The 21,190-nt window shown below is 65.9% G+C and carries 17 protein-coding genes; 8 read left to right on the top strand and 9 right to left on the bottom strand.

What is annotated here, in order from left to right; translation table 11 throughout:
- Window positions 1-58: 58 nt before the first annotated feature.
- Both R2C4_RS02745 and R2C4_RS02740 read left to right on the top strand, forming a co-directional pair.
- On the top strand, window positions 59-634 hold the full coding sequence (locus tag R2C4_RS02745) for a gamma-glutamylcyclotransferase family protein (protein ID WP_141889496.1): 576 nt from the start codon (window positions 59-61) through the stop codon (window positions 632-634).
- Window positions 627-1,820, top strand: a complete 1,194-nt coding sequence (locus R2C4_RS02740; RefSeq protein WP_141889495.1) for a DUF2254 domain-containing protein — start codon at window positions 627-629, stop codon at window positions 1,818-1,820. The genes R2C4_RS02745 and R2C4_RS02740 overlap by 8 nt, the downstream gene beginning before the upstream one ends.
- Window positions 1,821-2,124: 304 nt before the next feature.
- Here R2C4_RS02740 and gltX read toward each other — a convergent pair whose 3' ends face one another.
- Window positions 2,125-3,450, bottom strand: coding sequence for a glutamate--tRNA ligase (gene gltX / locus R2C4_RS02735; RefSeq protein WP_141889494.1), 1,326 nt, complete (start codon window positions 3,448-3,450; stop codon window positions 2,125-2,127).
- A gap of 127 nt (window positions 3,451-3,577) precedes the next feature.
- Window positions 3,578-4,006: a DUF1801 domain-containing protein gene (locus R2C4_RS02730; protein ID WP_141889493.1), complete on the bottom strand. Its 429-nt coding sequence runs from the start codon at window positions 4,004-4,006 to the stop codon at window positions 3,578-3,580.
- Between the two features lie 107 nt (window positions 4,007-4,113).
- Between R2C4_RS02730 and R2C4_RS02725 the strand changes: the two genes are divergently transcribed.
- Window positions 4,114-5,046: an MBL fold metallo-hydrolase gene (locus tag R2C4_RS02725; RefSeq protein WP_141889492.1), complete on the top strand. Its 933-nt coding sequence runs from the start codon at window positions 4,114-4,116 to the stop codon at window positions 5,044-5,046.
- 9 nt (window positions 5,047-5,055) lie between these two features.
- Here R2C4_RS02725 and R2C4_RS02720 read toward each other — a convergent pair whose 3' ends face one another.
- Both R2C4_RS02720 and R2C4_RS02715 read right to left on the bottom strand, forming a co-directional pair.
- Window positions 5,056-6,387, bottom strand: a complete 1,332-nt coding sequence (locus R2C4_RS02720) for an NAD(P)/FAD-dependent oxidoreductase (RefSeq protein ID WP_141889491.1) — start codon at window positions 6,385-6,387, stop codon at window positions 5,056-5,058.
- Between the two features lie 178 nt (window positions 6,388-6,565).
- Entirely contained in the window at window positions 6,566-8,224 is a 1,659-nt protein-coding gene (locus R2C4_RS02715) for an NAD+ synthase (protein ID WP_141889490.1), read from the bottom strand.
- A 182-nt stretch (window positions 8,225-8,406) separates the two neighbouring features.
- Here R2C4_RS02715 and R2C4_RS02710 point away from each other — a divergent pair, with 182 nt between their 5' ends.
- The gene (locus tag R2C4_RS02710; RefSeq protein ID WP_141889489.1) at window positions 8,407-9,828 is read left to right on the top strand and encodes an MORN repeat-containing protein; all 1,422 of its coding nucleotides are present in this window, start codon (window positions 8,407-8,409) and stop codon (window positions 9,826-9,828) included.
- Between the two features lie 47 nt (window positions 9,829-9,875).
- On the opposite strand, the gene R2C4_RS02705 is transcribed toward R2C4_RS02710, so the two are convergent.
- Entirely contained in the window at window positions 9,876-10,541 is a 666-nt protein-coding gene (locus R2C4_RS02705; RefSeq protein ID WP_141889488.1) for a pyridoxamine 5'-phosphate oxidase family protein, read from the bottom strand.
- A 97-nt stretch (window positions 10,542-10,638) separates the two neighbouring features.
- On the opposite strand from R2C4_RS02705, the gene pdxR reads away from it, so the two are divergent.
- Window positions 10,639-12,015: a MocR-like pyridoxine biosynthesis transcription factor PdxR gene (gene pdxR, locus R2C4_RS02700; protein ID WP_141889487.1), complete on the top strand. Its 1,377-nt coding sequence runs from the start codon at window positions 10,639-10,641 to the stop codon at window positions 12,013-12,015.
- 90 nt (window positions 12,016-12,105) lie between these two features.
- On the opposite strand, the gene R2C4_RS02695 is transcribed toward pdxR, so the two are convergent.
- Both R2C4_RS02695 and R2C4_RS02690 read right to left on the bottom strand, forming a co-directional pair.
- Window positions 12,106-13,650: an alanine/glycine:cation symporter family protein gene (locus R2C4_RS02695; RefSeq protein ID WP_058286355.1), complete on the bottom strand. Its 1,545-nt coding sequence runs from the start codon at window positions 13,648-13,650 to the stop codon at window positions 12,106-12,108.
- 21 nt (window positions 13,651-13,671) lie between these two features.
- The gene (locus R2C4_RS02690) at window positions 13,672-14,106 is read right to left on the bottom strand and encodes a universal stress protein (protein ID WP_141889486.1); all 435 of its coding nucleotides are present in this window, start codon (window positions 14,104-14,106) and stop codon (window positions 13,672-13,674) included.
- A gap of 487 nt (window positions 14,107-14,593) precedes the next feature.
- Here R2C4_RS02690 and R2C4_RS02685 point away from each other — a divergent pair, with 487 nt between their 5' ends.
- The gene (locus tag R2C4_RS02685) at window positions 14,594-16,180 is read left to right on the top strand and encodes a 2-isopropylmalate synthase (protein ID WP_141889485.1); all 1,587 of its coding nucleotides are present in this window, start codon (window positions 14,594-14,596) and stop codon (window positions 16,178-16,180) included.
- A gap of 57 nt (window positions 16,181-16,237) precedes the next feature.
- Here R2C4_RS02685 and R2C4_RS02680 read toward each other — a convergent pair whose 3' ends face one another.
- Together R2C4_RS02680 and R2C4_RS02675 are read right to left on the bottom strand one after the other, a co-directional pair.
- Window positions 16,238-17,971, bottom strand: coding sequence for an adenylate/guanylate cyclase domain-containing protein (locus tag R2C4_RS02680; RefSeq protein ID WP_141889484.1), 1,734 nt, complete (start codon window positions 17,969-17,971; stop codon window positions 16,238-16,240).
- A 208-nt stretch (window positions 17,972-18,179) separates the two neighbouring features.
- Window positions 18,180-18,974, bottom strand: a complete 795-nt coding sequence (locus tag R2C4_RS02675; protein ID WP_141889483.1) for a 23S rRNA (adenine(2030)-N(6))-methyltransferase RlmJ — start codon at window positions 18,972-18,974, stop codon at window positions 18,180-18,182.
- Between the two features lie 132 nt (window positions 18,975-19,106).
- On the opposite strand from R2C4_RS02675, the gene R2C4_RS02670 reads away from it, so the two are divergent.
- Together R2C4_RS02670 and R2C4_RS02665 are read left to right on the top strand one after the other, a co-directional pair.
- Entirely contained in the window at window positions 19,107-19,877 is a 771-nt protein-coding gene (locus tag R2C4_RS02670) for a lysozyme family protein (protein ID WP_208764516.1), read from the top strand.
- A 266-nt stretch (window positions 19,878-20,143) separates the two neighbouring features.
- Entirely contained in the window at window positions 20,144-21,190 is a 1,047-nt protein-coding gene (locus tag R2C4_RS02665; RefSeq protein WP_008554722.1) for a rod shape-determining protein, read from the top strand.

The following is a 21,190-nucleotide window of genomic DNA, read 5'->3' as shown; positions in this document are numbered from 1 at the left end:
CGCGAAAAAGCGGTTTGACATACATCAATAACCGGAATTGCGGCGGAAAGGCGCGCGGATGACGGCTCCTTACTTCTTTGGATACGGCAGCCTGGTGAACACGGCGACGCATGGCTATGGCGGCGCGCAGCCCGCCCGGCTGCGCGGCTGGCGGCGGGCCTGGGTGCATACGGACCTGCGCGAGGTGGCGTTTCTGTCGGCGGTGCCCTGCGCCGCCAGCACCATCGGCGGGCTGATCGCCGAGGTGCCGGGCGCCGACTGGGCGGCGCTGGACGCCCGCGAATTCGCCTATGAGCGGCTGCCCGCATCGGACAAGGTGCAGCACGCGCTGGCGGGATCGCCGGAGATTTCCGTCTATGCGGTGGCGGCGGACAAGCAGAATGGCGCCACCGAGCAGCACCCGATTCTGCTGAGCTATCTGGATGTGGTGCTGCAGGGCTATCTGCAGGTGTTCGGCGAGGCGGGCGTGCAGGAATTCATCGCCACCACCGACGGCTGGAACGCCCCCCTCCTGGATGACCGGGCGGCGCCCCGCTATCCGCGCCACCAGCACCTGAGCCGGGCGGAGCGCGCGCTGTTCGACGATCTGATCGACAGCACCGGCGCGCGCAGGATAAGCTCCGCTCATGATTGAGCAGTTCCTTTTGTACCTCAGGCGGATTGCCCGCAAGCTCTGGTTCCGGGTGGTTCTGATTTCCGTGCTGTCGCTGCTGGCGCTGCTGCTGGCGCCGCTGGCCAAGCCGCTGCTGCCCGACAGCCTGAGCGAGGACTTCGGGCGCGAGGCGGTGCTGCCGGTGCTGACGATCCTGGCGTCGGGCATGCTGGCCGTCACCACGTTTTCGCTGAACGTGATGGTCAGCGCCTACCGCACCGCGGCCTCGATGGCGACGCCGCGGGTGTACCGGCTGCTGCTGGAAGATACCGTGACCCACCGGGTGCTGGCGACCTTTGTGGGCGGGTTCATCTTTTCGCTCAGCGGGGTGATCCTGTTCCGGGCGCGCTATTACACGCCCGAAGGCGCCCTGGTGGTGTTCGGCATCACCATCGTGGTCGTTGTCCTGATCGTCGGTGCCATCCTGCGCTGGATAGATCACCTGTCCGGGCTGGGCAGCATGGACCATACGCTGCGGCTGATCGAATCCCGGACCCGCGACAGCATGCGCGCGCGCCTTGACATGCCCTGCCTGGGCGGCCAGCGCTCTGACAGCAGCGATGTTCCCGCCGATGCGGTGGCCATCCCGGCCTCCCGCAGCGGCTTTGTGCGCTTTGCCGGGATGGCCCAGCTGAATGAACTGGCAGAGGAAGCCGGCACCGAAATCACCCTGGCAAAGGCGCCCGGCGAATACATCCTGCGCGGCCAGCCGGTGGCCTGGGCCGCTGCCGGAGACAACGACTTCTGCAAGGCGGCCTCGAAGGCGATCGACATCGGCGACGTGCGCAGTTTCGATCAGGACCCGTCCTTTGGCCTCACCCTGCTGGCGGAGACGGCGCAGCGGGCGCTGTCGCCCGGCATCAACGATCCGGGCACCGCGGTCGAGGTGATGGGACGGCTGGGGCGGCTGCTGTGGGAGACCATGCCTGCCGATGAGATCAGCAGCACCCGGAAGCCGGAGTTTCCCAACGTGAAGGTGCCGCCGGTGACGGCGCGCCACCTGCTGCGCTGCGCCTTCCCGCCGATAGCCCGCAGCGGCAGCGATTCGCCCTCGGTGATGGGCTGGATGCAGAAGACCCTGCAGGAGCTGGAAAGCCACTCCAACCCGGAAATGGCCAAGGCGGCGGCGGAGATGCGCAAGGAGCTTGGCGAGGGCGGCAGCGGCTGATCCGCGGGCCGCGGCCCACCGGGCGGTCCGCTGTTTTGCTGCGGTCCTGCGGCGCGCTCCCGCCTGTTCAGGCGCAGGCAGGCTGCCCCTCTCTCAGTTGGGCATGGCACCGCGCCAAGGCGCGGTGCCGCGCCGCGCGTCCGCGCGGCGCCCGGCCCAACCGCAGGGGATGCATCTGCGATGCAGCTCCGGCGGACGGGAGCGCCGCCGTGCCGCCCCTTGACGGAACCGCACGAAAAAAGGGCGGCCCCTGCGGCGCCGCCCCGGATCTGTGTCTGACCGGCTTTTTCCGCCGCGAACCGCCTCAGCCGCGGGCGCGGACGGTGTCCATCAGCGCCAGCAGCGCGGACATGTCGGGGCCGCGCTCCATGCCGGTCACGGCCTTCCTGAGCGGCATGAACAGCCCCTTGCCCTTGCGGCCCGTCGCTTCCTTGACGGCGGCGGTCCACTTGCCCCAGCTGTCGCTGTCATAGGGGCCTTCAGGCAGCAGCGCCATCGCCTCGGCGATGAAGTCCTTGTCCTCATCGGCCACCAGCGGCTCGGCACCGTCGCGGCACAGCTCCCACCAGCCCGCGAGATCCTTGAGTGTAGTGATGTTTTCCTTGGCCATGTCCCAGAACGCCGACTGTTTCTCCGCCGGGACGCCCAGCGCGTCCACATGGGCTTGCACCGCCGCCAGCGGCAGCGACTGCAGGTAGCGGGCGGTCAGCGGATAGAGATCCTCGACATCGAACTTGGTCGGCGCGGCGCCGAAGCGGCTGATGTCGAAACCGTCGATCAGCTCCGCCAGCTCCGACCGCAGCTCCACCGGGTCGGAGGAGCCCAGGCGCGCCATCAGACTGAGGAGCGCCATCGGCTGCACACCGGCTTCGCGCAGGTCGCGCAGCGCCAGCGTGCCAAGACGCTTGGACAGTGCTTCGCCCTGCGGGCCGGTCAGCAGCGAGTGGTGCGCGAAAGACGGCACGGTGCCGCCCAGCGCCTCGATGATCTGGATCTGGGTGGCGGTGTTGGTCACGTGGTCAGAGCCGCGCACCACATGGGTCACGCCCATTTCGGTGTCGTCCACAACCGAGGCCAAGGTGTAGAGGAACTGGCCGTCGCCGCGGATCAGCACCGGGTCGGAGACCGAAGCCGCGTCGATGGAGATATCGCCCAGGATGCCGTCGGTCCACTCGATCCGTTCCTGATCCAGCTTGAAGCGCCAGACGCCGTCGCCGCGCTCGGCGCGCAGCTTGGCCTTCTCCTCCTCCGGCAGCGCAAGTGCTGCGCGGTCATAGACCGGCGGCTTGCCCATGTTCAGCTGCTTCTTGCGCTTCAGGTCCAGTTCGGTCGGAGTCTCGAACGCCTCGTAGAAGCGGCCGATCTCGCGCAGCTTGTCCGCCGCAGCGACATAGCGGTCGAGCCGCTCGGACTGGCGCTCCACCTTGTCCCAGGTCAGGCCCAGCCATTCCAGGTCCTGCTTGATGGCATCGACATATTCTTCCTTGGACCGCTCCGGGTCGGTGTCGTCGATGCGCAGGATGAAGGTGCCGCCGGCCTTGCGGGCGATCAGATAGTTCATCAGCGCGGTGCGCAGGTTGCCGACGTGGATATAGCCGGTCGGCGACGGGGCAAAACGGGTGGTGGTCATCACGAGTCTCCTGTTGCCTTGCCCCTTGTCACATGGGCCGCGGTTTGTCCAGTTTCGGCAGCGGGCGCGCGCTTGGCGCGCGGGCCTCCGGCGGGAGTATTTCCGGAAAGATGAAAGCCGCGGCCCGTCAGTCCGGCTGCACCGGCCAGATTGCATTCAGGTCCTTCAGCCCGGTGCGGATCAGTTCGGCGAGCACCTCCAGGTCGATGTCGGCGAGCTTGTTCACATAGAGGCAGCTTTTGCCAAGCTTGTGCTTGCCGAGGCGGGAGAGGATGGCGCCGTAGTCCTGATAGCCCGGCATGATGTAGATCGAGTGGCGTGCTTTTCGCGGCGAGAAGCCGGTGGCGAGGAAGTCCCCCTCGCGCCCCGAGGCATAGCGGAAATGGTAGCGGCCGTAGCCGACGAGTGACGGCCCCCACATTTGCGGCCTGTAGCCGGTCACCCGGCGGAACAGCGCATCCAGCTGCTGCGCTTCCGCCGCTTTGCGGTCCGGTTCAACACCTGCGATAAACGCCTCGACGCTTACCCCGGTCGGAACGGTCTTGTTCTGGCTCATCACGCTGCCTCCTGACCGCATCCTAACCCGCCTCACGGGATTGTTTACAGCCCTCTGCCGCCGGAGCGCTAGGGTAAGGCCAGTCCAACTCCACCGGAGGTTATGCCATGACTGTTTCCCTCTCCCGCCGCGCTGCCCTGGCCGGGGCCGCCGCCCTGCCCCTGGCCGGTGCCGCAACGCCGCTGCTGGCCGGCGCCCATGGCGGCCGCGCCGAAGCGCCGGTTGCCCATTCGTTCAAACTGGCGGAGATGCCGGTCACCACTCTGCTGGATGCTTCGGCGCAGCGGGAGGAGCCGAAAGCCATCTTTGGCGGCAATGCAAGCGATGAGGAGTTTGCGCAGGTGTCGCAGGAGAATTTCATCTCTGCCGGCACCGTTCAGTTCTATTTCACCCCAACGCTCGTCGATACCGGCGGGGAGCTGGTGCTGTTTGACACCGGGCTGGGCAATGGCGGCATTGCCAGGGCGCTGGCCGCCGCTGGGGTGACGCCGGACCAGATCAACGTGGTGGTGATCACCCATATGCATCCCGATCACATCGGCGGCCTGATGACCGATGGCGCGCCAACCTTCCCGAACGCCCGCTATGTGACAGGGGCGGAGGAATACAATTTCTGGTCCAAACGGGATCCGGGCGACCGGGTGGGCGATCTGGTGGCCCAGAACATGACGCCGCTGGCGGAGAAAACCACCTTTGTCGACGATGGCGCCAGCGTGGCGCCGGGGATCACCGCAATGGCCAGCTTTGGCCATACCCCGGGGCATATGTGCTATATGCTGGAGAGCGGCAACCGCCAGCTGGTGCTGACGGCGGATCTGGCCAACCACTATGTCTGGAGCTTTGCCCGGCCCGACTGGGAAGTGAAATTCGACATGGACAAGGCGGCGGCAACGGAGTCGCGCCGCCGGGTGCTGGGGATGCTGGCGGCGGACAAGCTGCCGATGATCGGCTATCACATGCCGTTCCCGGCGGCGGGCTTTGTCGAACCCCGCGGCGAGGGGTTCCGCTATGTGCCGGTGAGCTATCAGCTGATGGGGTAAGGGAAGCGGTCAGTAGCCGCTTTGCGGCCCGTATCTGCTGCCGTCGGTAAAGCGCGACAGGCGGAAGTCATGCGGATCCACCACGGGGGTGTCGCCGGTCACCAGATCGGCGGCCAGTTTGCCCGCGGCCGGGCCGATGCCAAAGCCGTGGCCGGAAAACCCGGTGGCGATGAACAGGCCCGGCAGCTCGTCGGCCTGCGAGATCACTGGGATCGCGTCCGGGGTCACGTCGATCAGCCCGCCCCAGCTTTGCACCACATCGGCGCCCTGCAGCACCGGAAAGGCCTTTTGCGCCGCCGCCCAGCCGCTTTTCAGCGCCTTCTGCGACGGCGCCGGGTCCAGCACCCGGCACAGCTCGAACGGGGTTGTCTGCAGCGGCTGCCAGCGGCGGGCCTGCGCCGCCTCCTCGCGCCAGCGGCTGGTGACGCGGAATTGCAGCGCGCGCCATTCGTGGCGGAGGCTGGGCAGAAACGTCCAGCCCAGGCGGAAGCTGTCGGGCACGATATCGACCATGTTCTCCAGCGCGTCCGAGACCGTGTAGCCGCAATCGGCCCGCTTGCGCAGGCCCAGGTTTCCGGTGCGCACCGCGATGTCCGGCCCGCCCTGCACCGGCGAGGTGCGCAGGACCGAGTTCAGGACCTTCAATTGCGGCAGGCTGATGCCCGCATTGCCGAGAAACAGCCGCGACCAGGCGCCGCCCGCCACCACCACCGCCGAACAGGCGACGCGGCCGCGTTCCGTCATCACGCCGCTGATGCGCCCGGCCGATGTTTCGACGCTGCGCACCGCGCATTCGGTCATGATCTTGGCGCCCGCGGCCTGGGCGGCAGTGGCAATTGCGTGGGTGGCCATCTGCGGCTCGGCCCGCCCGTCCATCGGCGTCAGCAGGGCGCTGCGGGTTTTGGTCTGATGGCCCGGCATCAGCTGCGCCAGCTGCGGCCCGCGCACCATCCGGGCCGCCTGCCCCCAGCCGTCGAGGTTGCGCAGCCAGCGCTCCAGCTGCGCCTCGCGCTTGGCTGTGTCCGCGGTGTAGAGAATGCCGGAGCGGGTGAACCCGGTGTCCTGCCCGGTGCGCGCCGCCAGCCCTTCCCAAAGCCGCAGCGATTCCGCCATCAGCGGGATTTCCCGCGGATCGCGGCAGGAGATCCGCACCCACCCCCAGTTGCGCGAGCTTTGCTCGCCCGCGATCTGCCCCTTTTCGCACAACAGCACAGAGTGGCCGCGCTCAGCCAGTTCCAGCGCGGTGGCCGCGCCAATGATGCCGCCGCCGATCACCACGGCGTCGACAGCCTTGGGCAAGGCCAGATTGGATTGGAAATGAGGCAGTCTCGGTCCAGGCATGAGGCCTCTATGCCCGCTGCGGATTCGGCGGTCCAGCGTCCACGCGGCCGCCTCTGCCGCGCATTGCGGTATTGTGTTTTTTTCGCCGCATATCAGGACTTTACCGTTACGGAAGCTGCCCGGAGAAAGGGCCGAAAGCGCGGAAAAGACCCGCGCCTTCAAGGGGTTAACGCGCGCCTCAGGTAGGGTCGCGCCAGCGGTTCACAATCGGGTACCGGCGGTCCAGCCAGAACGCCCGCGGCGTCAGCCGGGCGCCGGGCGCGGACTGGAAGCGTTTGTATTCGCTGATATAAAGCAGATGCTCGACCCGTTTGGCCACATCCCGGGAAAAGCCCGCCGCGACACAATCCGCGATTGAACCCTCCAAATCGACCAGAATTTCCAGAATGGCGTCCAGTTCCGGGTAGTCCGGCAGGCTGTCGCTGTCCTTCTGATCTTCGCGCAGTTCCGCCGAGGGCGGCTTGTCGATCACATTGGGGCGGATCACCTCGCCCGCCGGACCCTTCATCCAGGGGCGGTGGTTGGCGTTGCGCCAGCGGCAGGTCTCGAACACGCGGGTTTTGTAGAGGTCCTTGATCGGATTGTACCCGCCGTTCATGTCGCCATAGATGGTGGCATAGCCCACGGCGACTTCGGACTTGTTGCCGGTGGTCAGAAGCATCTCGCCGAACTTGTTGGACATTGCCATCAGCAGCAGGCCGCGCAGGCGGGACTGGATGTTTTCCTCGGTGATATCCGCATCGAGGCCGGCAAACAGCGGCGCCAGGGTATTTGTGATGGCTTCGCGCCCTTCGCTGATCGGAACAAAGTCGTAGCGGACGCCCAGCGCCTTGGCGACGGCTTCGGCATCGTCGAGCGATTCCCGGCTGGTGTATTCCGACGGCAGCATCACGCAGCGGACATTCTCAGCCCCCAGCGCATCCACCGCGATGGCCGCGACAATCGCCGAGTCGACGCCGCCGGACAGACCCAAAAGCACCTTCTTGAAGCCGGTCTTGCCCATGTAGTCGCGCAGGGATTCCACCATCACCCGGTAGTCCTGCTCCCATTCGTCCGGCAGATGCGCCTTTTCGCCTTCCTCCACGCGCCAGCCGTCCCCGGTGCGGATGAGGTCGAGCTGGGTGATGCACTCGTCGAACAGCGGCATCTGCACCGCCAGCGCGCCGCCCGGGTTCAAGGCGAAGGAACCGCCGTCGAACACCTGGTCGTCCTGGCCGCCCACCATGTTCAGGTAGATCACCGGCAGATGGGTTTCGACCGCCCGCGCCACCATCATGTTGAAGCGCACTTCCATCTTGTTGCGGAAATAAGGCGAGCCGTTGGGGATCAGCAGGAACTCGGCGCCGGTCTCGGCCAGGGTTTCCGCCACATCCTCATGCCAGCCGTCCTCGCAGATGGGGGAGCCGATGCGGGTGTTGCTGACGGAATAGGGGCCGCCCAGCGGCCCGGCCTCGAACAGGCGGACCTCGTCAAACACGGTCTCGTTCGGCAGGTGATGCTTGAGGCTGCGCGAGGCGATCTTGCCGTCCTTCAGGATCAGATAGGCATTGTAGAGCCGGCCGCCCTCGACCCACGGCCCGCCAATCGCCAGCGCCGGGCCGCCGGTGCAGTCCGCCGCCAGCTTTTCAACCTCGGCGATGGCGGCCTGGTGGAACACCGGCTTCATCACCAGATCCTGGGTATTGTAGCCGGTGATGAACATTTCCGGCAGCGCCACCAGATCGGCGCCGGCCTCGCGGCCTGCCTCCCAGGCGGCGCGGGCCTTGGCGGCGTTGCCTGCCAGATCGCCCACCGTGGGGTTCAGCTGCGCCAGTGTCACGCGGAAACGGTCTGCCATGCTGCATCGGCCCTTTGCAAAAATCCTTCTTCAGCCATTTACCAGATTGACGGCCAAGGAAAAGAGCAAGGGCCTGGTGCCGGGGAAAAGACATTGCGGCCCCGCCTGCGGTAGCTTAGTTTCCGGGCGAGCAACCCAATATGGCAGCAGCACCGTAATTCCTGGGCAGGCAGAGGTTTTGAATGACCCGTTTCGGCACCGCAATCGCGCTTTCCACGATCCTGGCACTGGCCGCGCCGGCCTTTGCCCAGGAGGGGGAGATCATCACCACGCAGGATGAGATCGGCGGCGTCTACGAGGGCACCTTCAAAGGCGGGCTGCAGCATGGCACAGGCACTTACAAGCTGCCGAACGGCTATGAATACACCGGCGAGTGGGTCGAGGGCGAGGTCCGCGGCCAGGGGGTGGCACGGTTCCCGGACGGCTCAATCTATGAAGGCGAGTTCGCCCAGGGCAAGCCGCACGGTCTGGGCAAGCTGACCCGCGCTGACGGCAGCACCTATGAGGGCGAATGGCAGGACGGCCAGATCCACGGCGACGGGGTATCGGTCTATGCCAGCGGCGTGCGCTATCAGGGCAGCTTTGCCAATGGCAAGCGGCACGGCAAGGGCGTGATGCAATCGCCGGACGGCTATACCTATGACGGCGACTGGGCCGAAGGGCGCCAGCAGGGCCAGGCCAAGATCACCTATGCCGAGGGCACCGTCTATGCAGGCAGCGTGGCGGATGGCCAGCTGCAGGGGCAAGGCCGGCTGGAGACCTCGGACGGGCTGGTCTACGAAGGCGAATGGATGACCAGCCAGATGCATGGCACCGGCCGCCTGGTGCAGCCCAATGGCGACATCTATGAAGGCGCGCTGCAAGAAGGCCGCCGCCACGGCACCGGCACGCAGACCTACGCCAATGGCGATGTCTACACGGGCGACTTCCTGGACGATCAGCGCCACGGCACCGGCACCTTCACCGAGAAGGACGGCTACAGCTACACCGGCGCCTGGGTGAAGGGGCAGATCGAAGGCAAGGGCAAGGCTGTTTATCCTGACGGATCGGTCTATGAGGGCGATTTCCGCGATGATCTGGCCGAAGGCCAGGGCAAGATCACCTATCCCGACGGCTCCACCTACGAAGGCGAATGGGTGGCCGGGGTGATCGAGGGCAAAGGCACCGCCACCTACCCCAGCGGGATCAGCTATACCGGCGGCTTCAAGAACGCCAAGAACCACGGCCAGGGGGTGATGACCTATGCCGACGGCTACCGCTACGACGGCGGCTGGCAGAACGGGCAGCGCCACGGCGAAGCGGTGGTCACCTATGCCGACGGCTCGGTCTACACTGGCGCATTTGCCGACAGCCAGCGCCACGGGCAGGGCAAGATCGTGATGCCCGACGGCTTCACCTATGAAGGCGAATGGCAGGAAGGCAAGATCTATGGCCAGGGCGTGGCGACCTATGCCAATGGCGACGTCTACGAGGGCAGTTTTGTCAACGGCAAGCGCCAGGGGCCCGGCACGATGAAATATGCCAGCGGCCAGAAGGCGGACGGCACCTGGGAGAACGGCGCGCTGGTCAGCACCGGGGCAGAGGGCGCCAGCCAGACAGAATAGGCCCCGATGAATAAAGGGCGCGCCAGGGCGGCGCGCCTTTTTCGTTTTCAGCCGATGCGGATGCGGCTCAGGTGATCCGGCATCGCGACGCCCTCCAGATTGGCAGGATCCGGCTGCGGCGGCTTCAGCTCCATCGCCATCGGCACCACGCCCGCCCAGATCGGCAGGGCGTAATCCTCCTCGTCGTCCTTGGGCGCTCCGGAGCGGATCTTGGCCGCCCCCTCCTCGATCGGCATCCGCATCAGGGCGGTGGCCTTCAGCTCCTTCCGGGTCATCGGCCGCAAGGCGTCCCAGCGGCCGGGGAAGATGTGGTCGACCATCGCCTTGAGGCTGGCCGCCTTGGCCTCCTCATCCGTGACTTTCTCCGCCATCCCGAACAGCATCGCGGAGCGGAAGTTGACCGAGTGATGGAAGGCGGAGCGGGCCAGAACGTAGCCGTCCATGCAGGTGACCGTCAGGCAGACCTCCGCCCCCTCCATCGCGCGGATCGCCCGGCTGGCGGCGGAGCCGTGCCAATAGACATGATCGCCCTCGCGCCATTGCAGCGTCGGCAGCACCGATGGGGCGCCATTGATCTGATAGCCGATATGGGCCAGCGGCATGGCGTCGAGCACCTGATACACCGTCTCGCGGTCATAGAGCCCGCGTTCATGGGCGCGGCGCAGGCGGCTGCGCTCGGTTTTCAGGGCGGTTTCGGTATCGGGCTGGCGCATTTGCGGACCTCGTGAATTCTTGTTGTGTCAGGGGGAGTGCTATGCGCAAACTGGACTGTAATTAACTTCCAGTTTCAGACAAAAAGAGCAGTCCAGTATGATTGACCTGTCCGGACTGCTGTCCAAGGCCAGCGCCGAGCCCATCTATCTGCAAATCGTCAGCGCGCTGCGCCGCCAGATCAGCAGCGGCAGCCTGGCCATCGGCACCCGGCTGCCGTCCTCCCGGGCGCTGGCGCAGGATCTGGGGGTGGCGCGCTCCACCGTGGTGACGGCCTATGAGCAGCTGGTGGCCGAAGGCTTTGCCGAGGCGCGGCGCGGTGCGGGGATCTTTGTCTGCGACGTGGCGCCGATCCAGCCGCCCGAAGCACCGCCGCGGCCGCAGCCTGCGGCGGTCCCGCCCGCGCCGGGGATGCTGCAGCCCGGCGCGCCGGACCCGGCGGTGTTTCCGGCCCGGTCCTGGGCACGCTGTGTTTCACGTGTGGCACGGATGGATCCGCTCAGCCTGAGCCACCAGGAAGATTCCTTTGGCGATCCGGAACTGCGGCGCGAGATTGCCGCCTATGCCGCGCGCTGGCGCGGGATAGACTGCAGCGCGGATCAGGTGCTGGTCACCAGCGGCGCGCGCGAGGCGCTGGAGCTGGCGATGGATTTCCTGGTGGAGGGCGAGGATATTGCGCTGGAAGCCCCCGGGTTCACTCCGACGCAGCGCTTTGCCGGGGCGCGCGGCTGGCCGGTGCGCTGGCTGCGGGCCGGGGAGCGCGGTGCGGAGGTGCCGCGGCAGATGGCCAAGGTCACGCTGCTGACGCCGTCGCACCAGTTTCCACTGGGCGGCACCCTGCCGGTGCCGCAGCGGCAGGCCTTCCTGCAGGCGGCCAGGGAGCGCGGCGGCTGGATCATCGAGGATGATTTCGACAGCGAGTTCCGTTATGCCGGCCAGCCGGTGCCCGCGATGGCCGCGCTCGACCGGGAGGGGCGCTGCATCTATGTGGGCACCTTCTCCAAGACGTTCTCGCATGCGCTGCGGCTGGGCTACGCGATCCTGCCGCCGGCGCTGGTGCCGCGGTTCCGGGCCCGGTTTTTTCAGCCCAGCGCCGGCGCCGCGATCACCGCGCAGCGGCCGCTGGCGGAATTCATGGCCTCCGGCCAGTACGACCGGCACATCCGCCGCGCCCGCAGGCTTTATTCCGAACGCTATGCGGCGGCGGCAGATGCGCTGGCGCAGTGGCCCGAAGCCCTGGGGTCCTTCAGGCGGCACAACGCCGGGATGCAGATTGCCTTTCACTTGGCGGGCGGGCTGGCGGACGTCCGGATCTGCCGCCGCGCCGCAAGTGCGGGCTACGGGGTCCAGCCGCTGTCGCCGCACGACCCCGAAGGCCGGTCCCGGGGGCTGCTGACCGGCTTCTGCCAGTCAAGCGCCGCGGATCTGCCCGGCCAGATTGCCGGGCTGCGCCGGATCGTGGAACAGGGCGGCTGAAGCCGCCCCTGCCCTCTCATCAAAAAAGCCTCCCCGGCGAACCGGAGAGGCTTGGGTCTGAAAGCCGTCTGATTACCAGGCTAGAGCCGGTCAGACGTACTTCTTGATCTCGCCTGCTTTCAGCCGCGACATGTAGCTGTTCAGCTCGCGCTTGACGATCGGCATCAGGAAGTAGAGCGCGATGATGTTGACCACCGCCATGGCAAAGATCGCCGCGTCGGAGAAGTCGATCACCGGGCCGAGGTTGGCGGCGGCACCAATCACCACGAAGATGCAGAAGATCACCTTGAACACCAGTTCCTTGGTTTCGCCTTCGCCGAACAGGAAGGTCCAGGCCTTGAGGCCGTAGTAGGACCAGCTGATCATGGTGGAGAAGGCAAACAGGATCACCGCCAGCGCCAGCACGTACTGGAACCAGCCGAAGGCCGAGGAGAAGGCCGCCGAAGTCAGCGCCACGCCCTTGTTGCCGTCGACGGTCTGGATCGTGGCTGCGCCCTCGTCCAGCAGGTAGAGGCCGGTGTTCGGGTCCTGCACCAGCTGGCCGGTAATGATGATCACCAGCGCGGTCATGGTGCAGATCACCACGGTGTCGATGAACGGCTCCAGCAGCGACACGAAGCCTTCGGTGATCGGCTCCTTGGTGCGCACGGCGGAGTGGGCAATGGCTGCCGAGCCGACGCCGGCCTCGTTCGAGAAGGCCGCCCGCTTGAAGCCCTGGATCAGCGCGCCGACCATGCCGCCGGCAACGCCGAGACCGGTGAAGGCGCCGTCAAAGATCTGGCCGAAGGCCCAGCCGATCTGGTCGGCATTCATCGCCAGGATGACCAGCGCGGTTGCGACATACATGACCCCCATGAACGGAACGACCTTTTCGGTCACCCGCGCAATGGATTTCAGGCCGCCCACGATCACGGCGAACACAACCCCTGCAAACACCACGCCGGTGATCCAGCCGGGGTATTCGCCGACAACACCGGAAATCTGCGCATGCGCCTGGTTGGCCTGGAACATGTTGCCGCCGCCCAGCGCGCCGAGGATGCAGAAGATCGAGAACAGTACCGCCAGGAATTTGCCCATCGGCAGGCCGCGTTCTGCAAAGCCCTTGGTCATATAGTACATCGGGCCGCCCGACACGTGGCCGTCCGGGAACTCGTTGCGGTATTTGACGCCCAGCGTGCATTCGGTGAATTTCGAGGCCATGCCCATCAGGCCTGCCAGGATCATCCAGAAGGTCGCGCCGGGGCCGCCGATGCCGACGGCAACGGCAACGCCTGCGATGTTGCCCAGGCCGACGGTGCCCGACAGCGCGGTTGCCAGCGCCTGGAAGTGGCTGACTTCGCCCGCGTCATTGGGGTCGGAATAATCGCCCCTGACCAGCGAGATCGAGTGCGGGAAGGCGCGGAACTGGATCAAGCCGAAGTAGACGGTGAACACGGTGGCCGCGACCACCAGCCAGGCAACGATCCAGGGAAAGCTGGTGCCCGGGAACGGGCTGAAGATCAGGTTGACGAACCAGCCGGTCGAATTGGCGAAAATCTCATTGACGCGCTCGTCGACGGTTTGTGCCATCGCCGGGGCGGTTGCCGCCAGCAGCAGCGGCGCAGACAGGGCTGCCGCCTTAATTGAATTACTCATGACTGTCCTCTGAGTTTATCTTTACGGAACAATGGTGACCGGAACCGGCGCGGCCTGCGCCAGAGTGCCCGCGACCGAGCCGAACAGCCGCGATGACAGCCCGGAATGGCCGGTGCGGCCGATGATCAGGTGGCTGGCGCCATGCTTTTTGATCACATCAATCAGGGTTTCCGCGATATGGCCGTATTTCAGCTCTGCCACAACGGTGACACCGTCATCTTCCAGGCTTTTGCACACGGGCTTCAGCAAGGCATCTTCTGCGCGCTTCAATTCCTCCTCGCGGCGCTTATGGCGCTGCTCGATCTCCTCCGGGGTGAGGAAGGAATAGGGCGACCACTCCAGCACATGCGCGATCACCAGCTCTGCCCCTTGTGCTTTGGCAAGGCTGACGGCAAAAGCAAGCGCCGATTTGGCAGCCTCGCTGTCGTCATATCCAAGGACAATTTTTTTCGACACTGTTTCCTCCTATCGATGGCGTCTCTTCTAATCAGGACGCCGGATCCCGGCTGCAGGAGCCAGGAATTCTCCCAACGCGAAGCTGTCTGCCGTATCTGACCTTAGGGCTGATACAGCGCAGACAAACTGTCGCATTGAAACTGGCTACGGCCCTTAATTATATTATACACTTTTTTCAACATTGTCTTGAAATTACCGGGCAAGGTTTTACGGAGGTTTGCTGCTGCCGGCACACCGCCATGCCGCAAGGTCAAAATCCCCCTTCCCATTCGGCTGCACCTCTGTATAAATCCGTGCCATGAGCATTTGCGCAGATATTCCCTTTGCCGCCGCCGCATTCCGCGGTGCAGCCCTGCGCGCCCTACTGATCCTAGCCCGCCTCTGAGCGTGCCCTTCCGGCGCGCCCGCTCAGAGGATTGCCGCACGCGCGCCATCGAAGGCTAATGATGCCCTGGAAGGGCCTAGGACAGAGACAAGAGATACCGATATGACCAACGCATCCCCGATTTCCGGCGACAAATCCCGTGTATTGATTTTTGACACCACCCTGCGCGACGGCGAGCAGAGCCCCGGCGCCACGATGACCCATAACGAGAAGCTGGAGATTGCGGAGCTTCTGGACGAGATGGGTGTGGACATTATTGAGGCCGGCTTCCCGATTGCCTCCGAAGGCGACTTTGCCGCCGTGTCGGAGATTGCCGAGCGCTCGAAGAACGCGGTGATCTGCGGGCTGGCGCGCGCCAACTTCAAGGATATCGACCGCTGCGCCGAAGCGGTGCGCAAGGCCGCGCAGCCGCGCATCCACACCTTTATCGGCACCTCGCCGCTGCACCGCGCCATCCCGAACCTCACGATGGACGAAATGGCCGACAAGATCCACGAGACCGTGACCCACGCCCGCAACCTGGTGGACAACGTGCAGTGGTCGCCGATGGATGCGACCCGGACCGAGTGGGATTACCTGTGCCGGGTGATCGAGATCGCCATCAAGGCCGGCGCCACCACCATCAACATCCCCGACACCGTGGGCTACACCGCGCCCGCGGAAAGCGCCGACCTGATCAAACGCCTGATCGAGACCGTGCCGGGCGCCGATGAGGTGGTCTTTGCCACCCACTGCCACAACGACCTCGGGATGGCGACCGCCAACGCGCTGGCTGCCGTCGCAGGCGGTGCGCGCCAGATCGAATGCACCATCAACGGCCTTGGTGAGCGCGCAGGCAACACCGCGCTTGAAGAAGTGGTGATGGCGCTGAAGACGCGCAATGACATCATGCCCTGGTCCACCGGCATCGACACCACCAAGATCATGCATATCTCGCGCCGGGTCTCGACCGTTTCCGGTTTCGTGGTGCAGCCGAACAAGGCGATTGTCGGCAAGAACGCCTTTGCCCATGAAAGCGGCATCCACCAGGACGGGATGCTGAAGAACCGCGAGAACTTCGAGATCATGCGGCCCGAGGACATCGGCCTTTCCGGCACTTCGCTGCCCTTGGGCAAACACTCCGGCCGCGCCGCCCTGCGCGACAAGCTGGAGCACTTGGGCTACGAGGTGGGCGACAACCAGCTGAAGGACGTCTTTGTCCGCTTCAAGGAGCTGGCCGACCGCAAGAAGGAAGTGTTCGACGACGACCTCATCGCGCTGATGCGCACCGGCACGGACGCGGAGAACGATCACCTCAAGATCGTCTCGATGAAGGTGGTCTGCGGCACCGGCGGCCCGGCGGAAGCCACCGTGGAGATGGAGATCGACGGCAAGGATGTGACCGAGACCGCCGAGGGCGACGGGCCTGTGGACGCGACCTTCAAGGCGATCCGCAAGATCTATCCGAACACCGCCCGGCTGCAGCTTTACCAAGTGCATGCGGTGACCGAGGGCACCGACGCGCAGGCGACCGTCTCCGTGCGGCTGGAAGAGGACGGCAATATCGCCACCGGCGAAAGCGCCAACACCGATACGGTGGTGGCCTCGGCCAAGGCCTATGTGAACGCGCTGAACCGCCTGATCGTGCGCCGCGGCCGGGTGGGTGAAGGCGCCGACACCAAGGAGATTTCCTATAAGGATCTGGCCTGAGCCAGGCTTCCTTCAGGACCAAAGGGCGCCCGCTGCGGCGCCCTTTTTCGGTGCTGCCTAGGCCAGCCCCGCCTTGCGCAGACCATCGGTGAAATGCGCGGCGTCTTCCTTGCGCCCGTAGTGCAGCCCGGCCAGCAAGCCCTCTGCCGTGGCCTCCGGCTGCATCGCGCGGATCTGCGCCACGCAGTCCTGCGCCTGCTGCGTGTTGCCCAGCCAGCTGTGGCAGGCCGCCGCCAGCGCGGTCTGCACGGCGTCCATTGACGGCAGGCGTTTGAAATCGGTCAGCGCCTCTTCGTACAGGCGGGCGGTGAAATGCGCCTTCCCCAAGTGGCTCCAGAAGCGGACCGGAAAATGCGGGTTGAGGCGCATCGCCTTCCGGATCCATTCCGCGCCTTCCTCGGGCCTGCCCTGCCAGGTCAGAAGCTCGCCCATCTGCACCACAACCAGATCGTAGTTCGGGTTCAGGGACAGAGCGCGCTCCTGATGGTACTGCGCCTGATCGAGGTTTTCCTGCAGGATGGACACCGCCGCCATCAGCCGGTGCACGTCCGCATCATTGTCATCCATCGACGCGGCTTTCTGGATCGACTCCAGCGCCAGTTGCAGCATCGCCTCGGGATCGTCACACCAGCCATAGCCCCAGGCCTGCCCGCGGATACAGCCGCGCCAGGCGTGGGCGTGGGCAAACTCCGGATCCAGCTCCACCGCGCGGTCGATGAGGTCCATCGCCTTGGCATTGTCCTCCGCCGTGCTGCGGTGATGCAGGACCTTGGCCGCCAGCACGCATTCATAGGCCGCGAGGCTCGCGGGTTTCTTGCGCGAGACCTCATCCTGCTGGGCCGCTTCGATCCGCCCCGGCAGGGTGGCGACAATCGCCGATGTCACCTCATCCTGGATCTCGAAGATATCGTCGAGGGTGCGGTCGTACCTCTCCGCCCAGATATGGGAATCGTTGCAGCTGTCGATCAGCTGCACAGTGATCCGCAGCCGACTGCCGCCTTTTCGCACGCTGCCCTCGACGATGTAGCGGGCGCCAAGCTTCTCTGCCACTTCGCGGATGTTCACCGCCTGCCCCTTGTAGACGAAGGTCGAGTTGCGGGAGATCACGAACAGCTCATGGCGGCGGCTGAGTTCGGTCAGGATGTCCTCAGTCAGCCCATCGGCAAAGAACTCCTGCTCGGGATCGCCACTCATGTTGGCGAATGGCAGCACGGCGAGGGTGGGCTTCATCACCGGCGCCGGCCCGCTGGCGTCTTCTGCCGCCACGGGCGCGCCCTCATCCAGCAACAGGCGGTAGACGCGCACCGGTTCTGAGATATTTTTCAGGGACTGCTCTCCCTGATCCTCGAACAGAAACCCGCAGGAGCCGCGCACCTGGCCGTAGACCGCCCCGGACACGCAGATCTCCCCCACCCCCGCCGCCTGCTCCAGCCGGGCCGCCACGTTGACGCCGCTGCCGTAGATGTCGCCGTCTTCATAGATGATGTCGCCAAGGTTGATCCCGACCCTGAACTGGATGCGCTGGTCCGGCGGCACATCGCTGTTTCGCCGCCGCATCCGGCCCTGAATCTCCGCGGCGCAGGCCACGGCATCAGACACGCTGGCAAATTCCACCAGCATGCCGTCGCCCGTGGTCTTGATGATGGAGCCCCGGTTCTTGGCAATCGAGGGGTCGATCAGTTCAATCCTGTGGGTGCGCAGCCGGGCAAGCGTGCCTTGCTCATCCGCTTCCATCAGGCGGCTGTAGCCCACCATATCCGCCGCCAGCACGGCGGCCAGCCTGCGTTCCATCCGGCAGTCCTCCCCGGCGGAAAGCGTAGCGGGAAAGTCCCGCCTTTCAAAGGTCTTTACATAATACCACCCGTGCAGCCGCCCGCCCGGTCCCGCGGGAGGCACGCGGCGTTGTGGCCATTGCCAAGGGTATGATCCATTCAGCCGCCCTGAACGGCGAAGCAGGCGGCGCGGCGCTGGCCCTGCGGGTGGAGCGCGCGATCCGGGGCTACTTGCGGGAAACCGCCTTGAACAGCGCCGAAATCCGGGCCGCTTCCTCTGCCGCGCCATAGGGCGCGTTGACCACGAACATGCCGCTGCCGACCATCCGGTGGCCTTCGCGCACCGGCGGAAAGGTCACCTCGTGGCGCAGGACATCCGGCAGCCCCTGTGCCTCCAGCGCCTTCAGCATCGGCTTGTGGGTGCCGTCCTTGAGGATCGGGTACCACAGGGCAATGACGCCGACGTTCCATTTCTTGTGCAGCTGGCCGATGATGCCGGGGATGCGGGCATAATCGGATTTGATCTCGTAGCTCGGGTCGATCAGCAGCAGCCCGCGGCGCGGGTCTGGCGGTGCCAGCGACATGGCGAGTTCGAACCCGTCCTGCTGGTGCACCTTGGCCTTCCAGGGTTTCAGAGCGGCGCGCAGGGCCGCGTTTTCCTGCGGGTGCAGCTCCGCGAAATGCAGCGAGTCGCCCGGCCGCAGCAGCGATGCCGCAATCAGCGGCGAACCGGAATAGGCGGCCGCGCCATGCGCCTTGCGGGTTTCCGACAGCGCGCGGTGCAGCGGGTGGTCTGCCGCCAGCCCCTGCTCTGCCAGAACCTTGGTGATGCCCTGCGCCGCCTCGCCGGTCTTCACGGCCTCGGGCGCGTCCAGCTGGTAGAGGCCGCGGCCCGCGTGGGTCTCGATATAGCTGAGCGGTTTGTCCTTGCGGGTGAGGTAGGCCAGCATCCAGGCCAGCAGCGCGTGCTTCTGGACATCGGCCAGATTCCCGGCGTGGTATATGTGCTGATACGAGAGCATGCGCCCCCTCTACCGGCAATCGCCAAGCGGCGGAAGGGGCAGCGTGCGGCGGATAAACGGAATCTCAACACCGCTGCGGCAGACTGCACCCCGACAAGACACCGCAGAATGCAGGTTCCCATGCCCCTTAGAATGAGCGCCCTTGCCCTGATCCTGACCTTTCTGGCCCTGCTGCTGTGGACCGCAGCGGCTGTCAGCGCGCAAGGGTATTCTCTGGTGGGCAACAATTTCTTCCTGCAAAAGGCCTCTGCCCCGATGCCCGGATCTGCGCCCTCCGCAGCCCCGGCGCCGCAGGCCGTTGCCAGCTTGCTGCCCGACACCCTGCCCGGCCCAGGCCGCGGGGCGGTGTCGCTCAATCCCGGCGCGGCCAGCCTGTTCCGCGGCCGCAGCGGCGGCGGGATGTTTGCCCCGGTCCTGAAGGCACCGCCCAGCGTCAAACGCCTGCTGGACCTGATCGCCAGCGCCGAGGCCGGCAAGGCGCAGTATGATGCGGTGCAATATGGCGCCACACGCAAGCCGCCGAAGAAGCCGACGCAGATGACGATCGCTGAGATCAACGCCTGGATCGACGCCACCCCGGGCCAGCCCCACGCCATCGGCCGCTATCAGATGATCCCGGCAACGCTGCGCCGCCTGGTGCGGCATCAGGGGGTCAAGCCGCAGGCCCGTTTCACACCCGAGCTGCAGGACCAGCTGGCGCACCAGCTGATCGAGGAGGCAGGCTACAGCGCCTTCCTGGCGTCGGAAATGCCTCGAAAGACCTTCATGCTGAACCTGGCAAAGATCTGGGCCGGGCTGCCGGTGTCCAGCGGCAAATCCTATTACGAGGGTTATGCCGGCAACAGCGCCAGCCTGACCTGGGCGCATTTCAACTCGGAGATGCAGCGGATTTTTCCAAGCTGATCCGCAGGATGCCGGATCCGGGGCCGCCGCCGCGGCCCGCCGCCCCCGGGCGCCCGCGGCAAGGCCGGCGCGGCCCGGCTGGCCGCCCGGCCGCCGCTGCCTGCGCCCTTTTGCCCGGTGCGCCGGTCCGGCGACTTGGCGGAAACGCGCTGTTTCACCATAATACGCCCTTTCGCGGCTCACCCGCGCGGCATATAAGGTGGGGACAGGCGGCTCCCCGGGAGTCGCCCAAGGTATAATGGCAGCACTCACAGGATCCCTTCTACATGGCGCTTTTCGGAAACTTGGGCGGTCTGTTCTCCTCGGACATGGCCATTGACCTCGGCACGGCGAACACCCTGGTTTACGTGAAGGGCCGCGGCGTGATCCTGTCCGAGCCCTCGGTGGTGGCTTACCACGTCAAGGACGGCGTCAAGAAAGTGCTGGCCGTGGGCGAGGACGCCAAGCTGATGCTGGGCCGCACCCCCGGCTCGATCGAGGCGATCCGGCCGATGCGCGAAGGCGTGATTGCCGACTTCGACACCGCGGAGGAGATGATCAAGCACTTCATCCGCAAGGTTCACAAGCGCTCGACCTTCTCCAAGCCCAAGATCATCGTCTGCGTGCCGCATGGCGCCACCCCTGTTGAAAAGCGCGCGATCCGCCAGTCGGTTCTGTCTGCAGGCGCCCGCCGCGCCGGGCTGATCGCCGAGCCGATTGCTGCCGCCATCGGGGCTGGCATGCCGATCACCGATCCAACCGGCAACATGGTTGTCGACATCGGCGGCGGCACCACCGAGGTGGCGGTCCTGTCGCTGGGCGACATCGTCTATGCCCGCTCTGTCCGCGTCGGCGGCGACCGCATGGATGAGGCGATCATCAGCTACCTGCGCCGCCAGCAGAACCTCCTGGTGGGCGAATCCACCGCCGAGCGCATCAAGACCTCCATCGGCACCGCCCGGATGCCCGACGACGGCCGCGGCCAGTCGATGCAAATCCGCGGCCGCGACCTCTTGAACGGCGTCCCGAAGGAAATCGAGATTTCCCAGGCCCAGGTGGCCGAGGCGCTGGCCGAACCGGTGCAGCAGATCTGCGAAGCTGTGATGACCGCGCTGGAAACCACCCCGCCGGATCTGGCCGCCGACATTGTCGACCGCGGCGTGATGCTGACCGGCGGCGGCGCGCTGCTGGGCGATCTGGACCTCGCCCTGCGCGAACAAACCGGCCTGGCGGTCTCCATCGCGGACGAAAGCCTCAACTGCGTGGCCCTGGGCACCGGCAAGGCGCTCGAATACGAAAAACAGCTGGCCCACGCCATCGACTACGACAGCTAA

The sequence above is a fragment of the Leisingera aquaemixtae genome (assembly GCF_006740765.1).
In the GTDB taxonomy this organism is placed as follows: Bacteria; Pseudomonadota; Alphaproteobacteria; order Rhodobacterales; family Rhodobacteraceae; genus Leisingera; species Leisingera aquaemixtae.
This window is presented reverse-complemented; position numbering and strand designations above follow the sequence as displayed.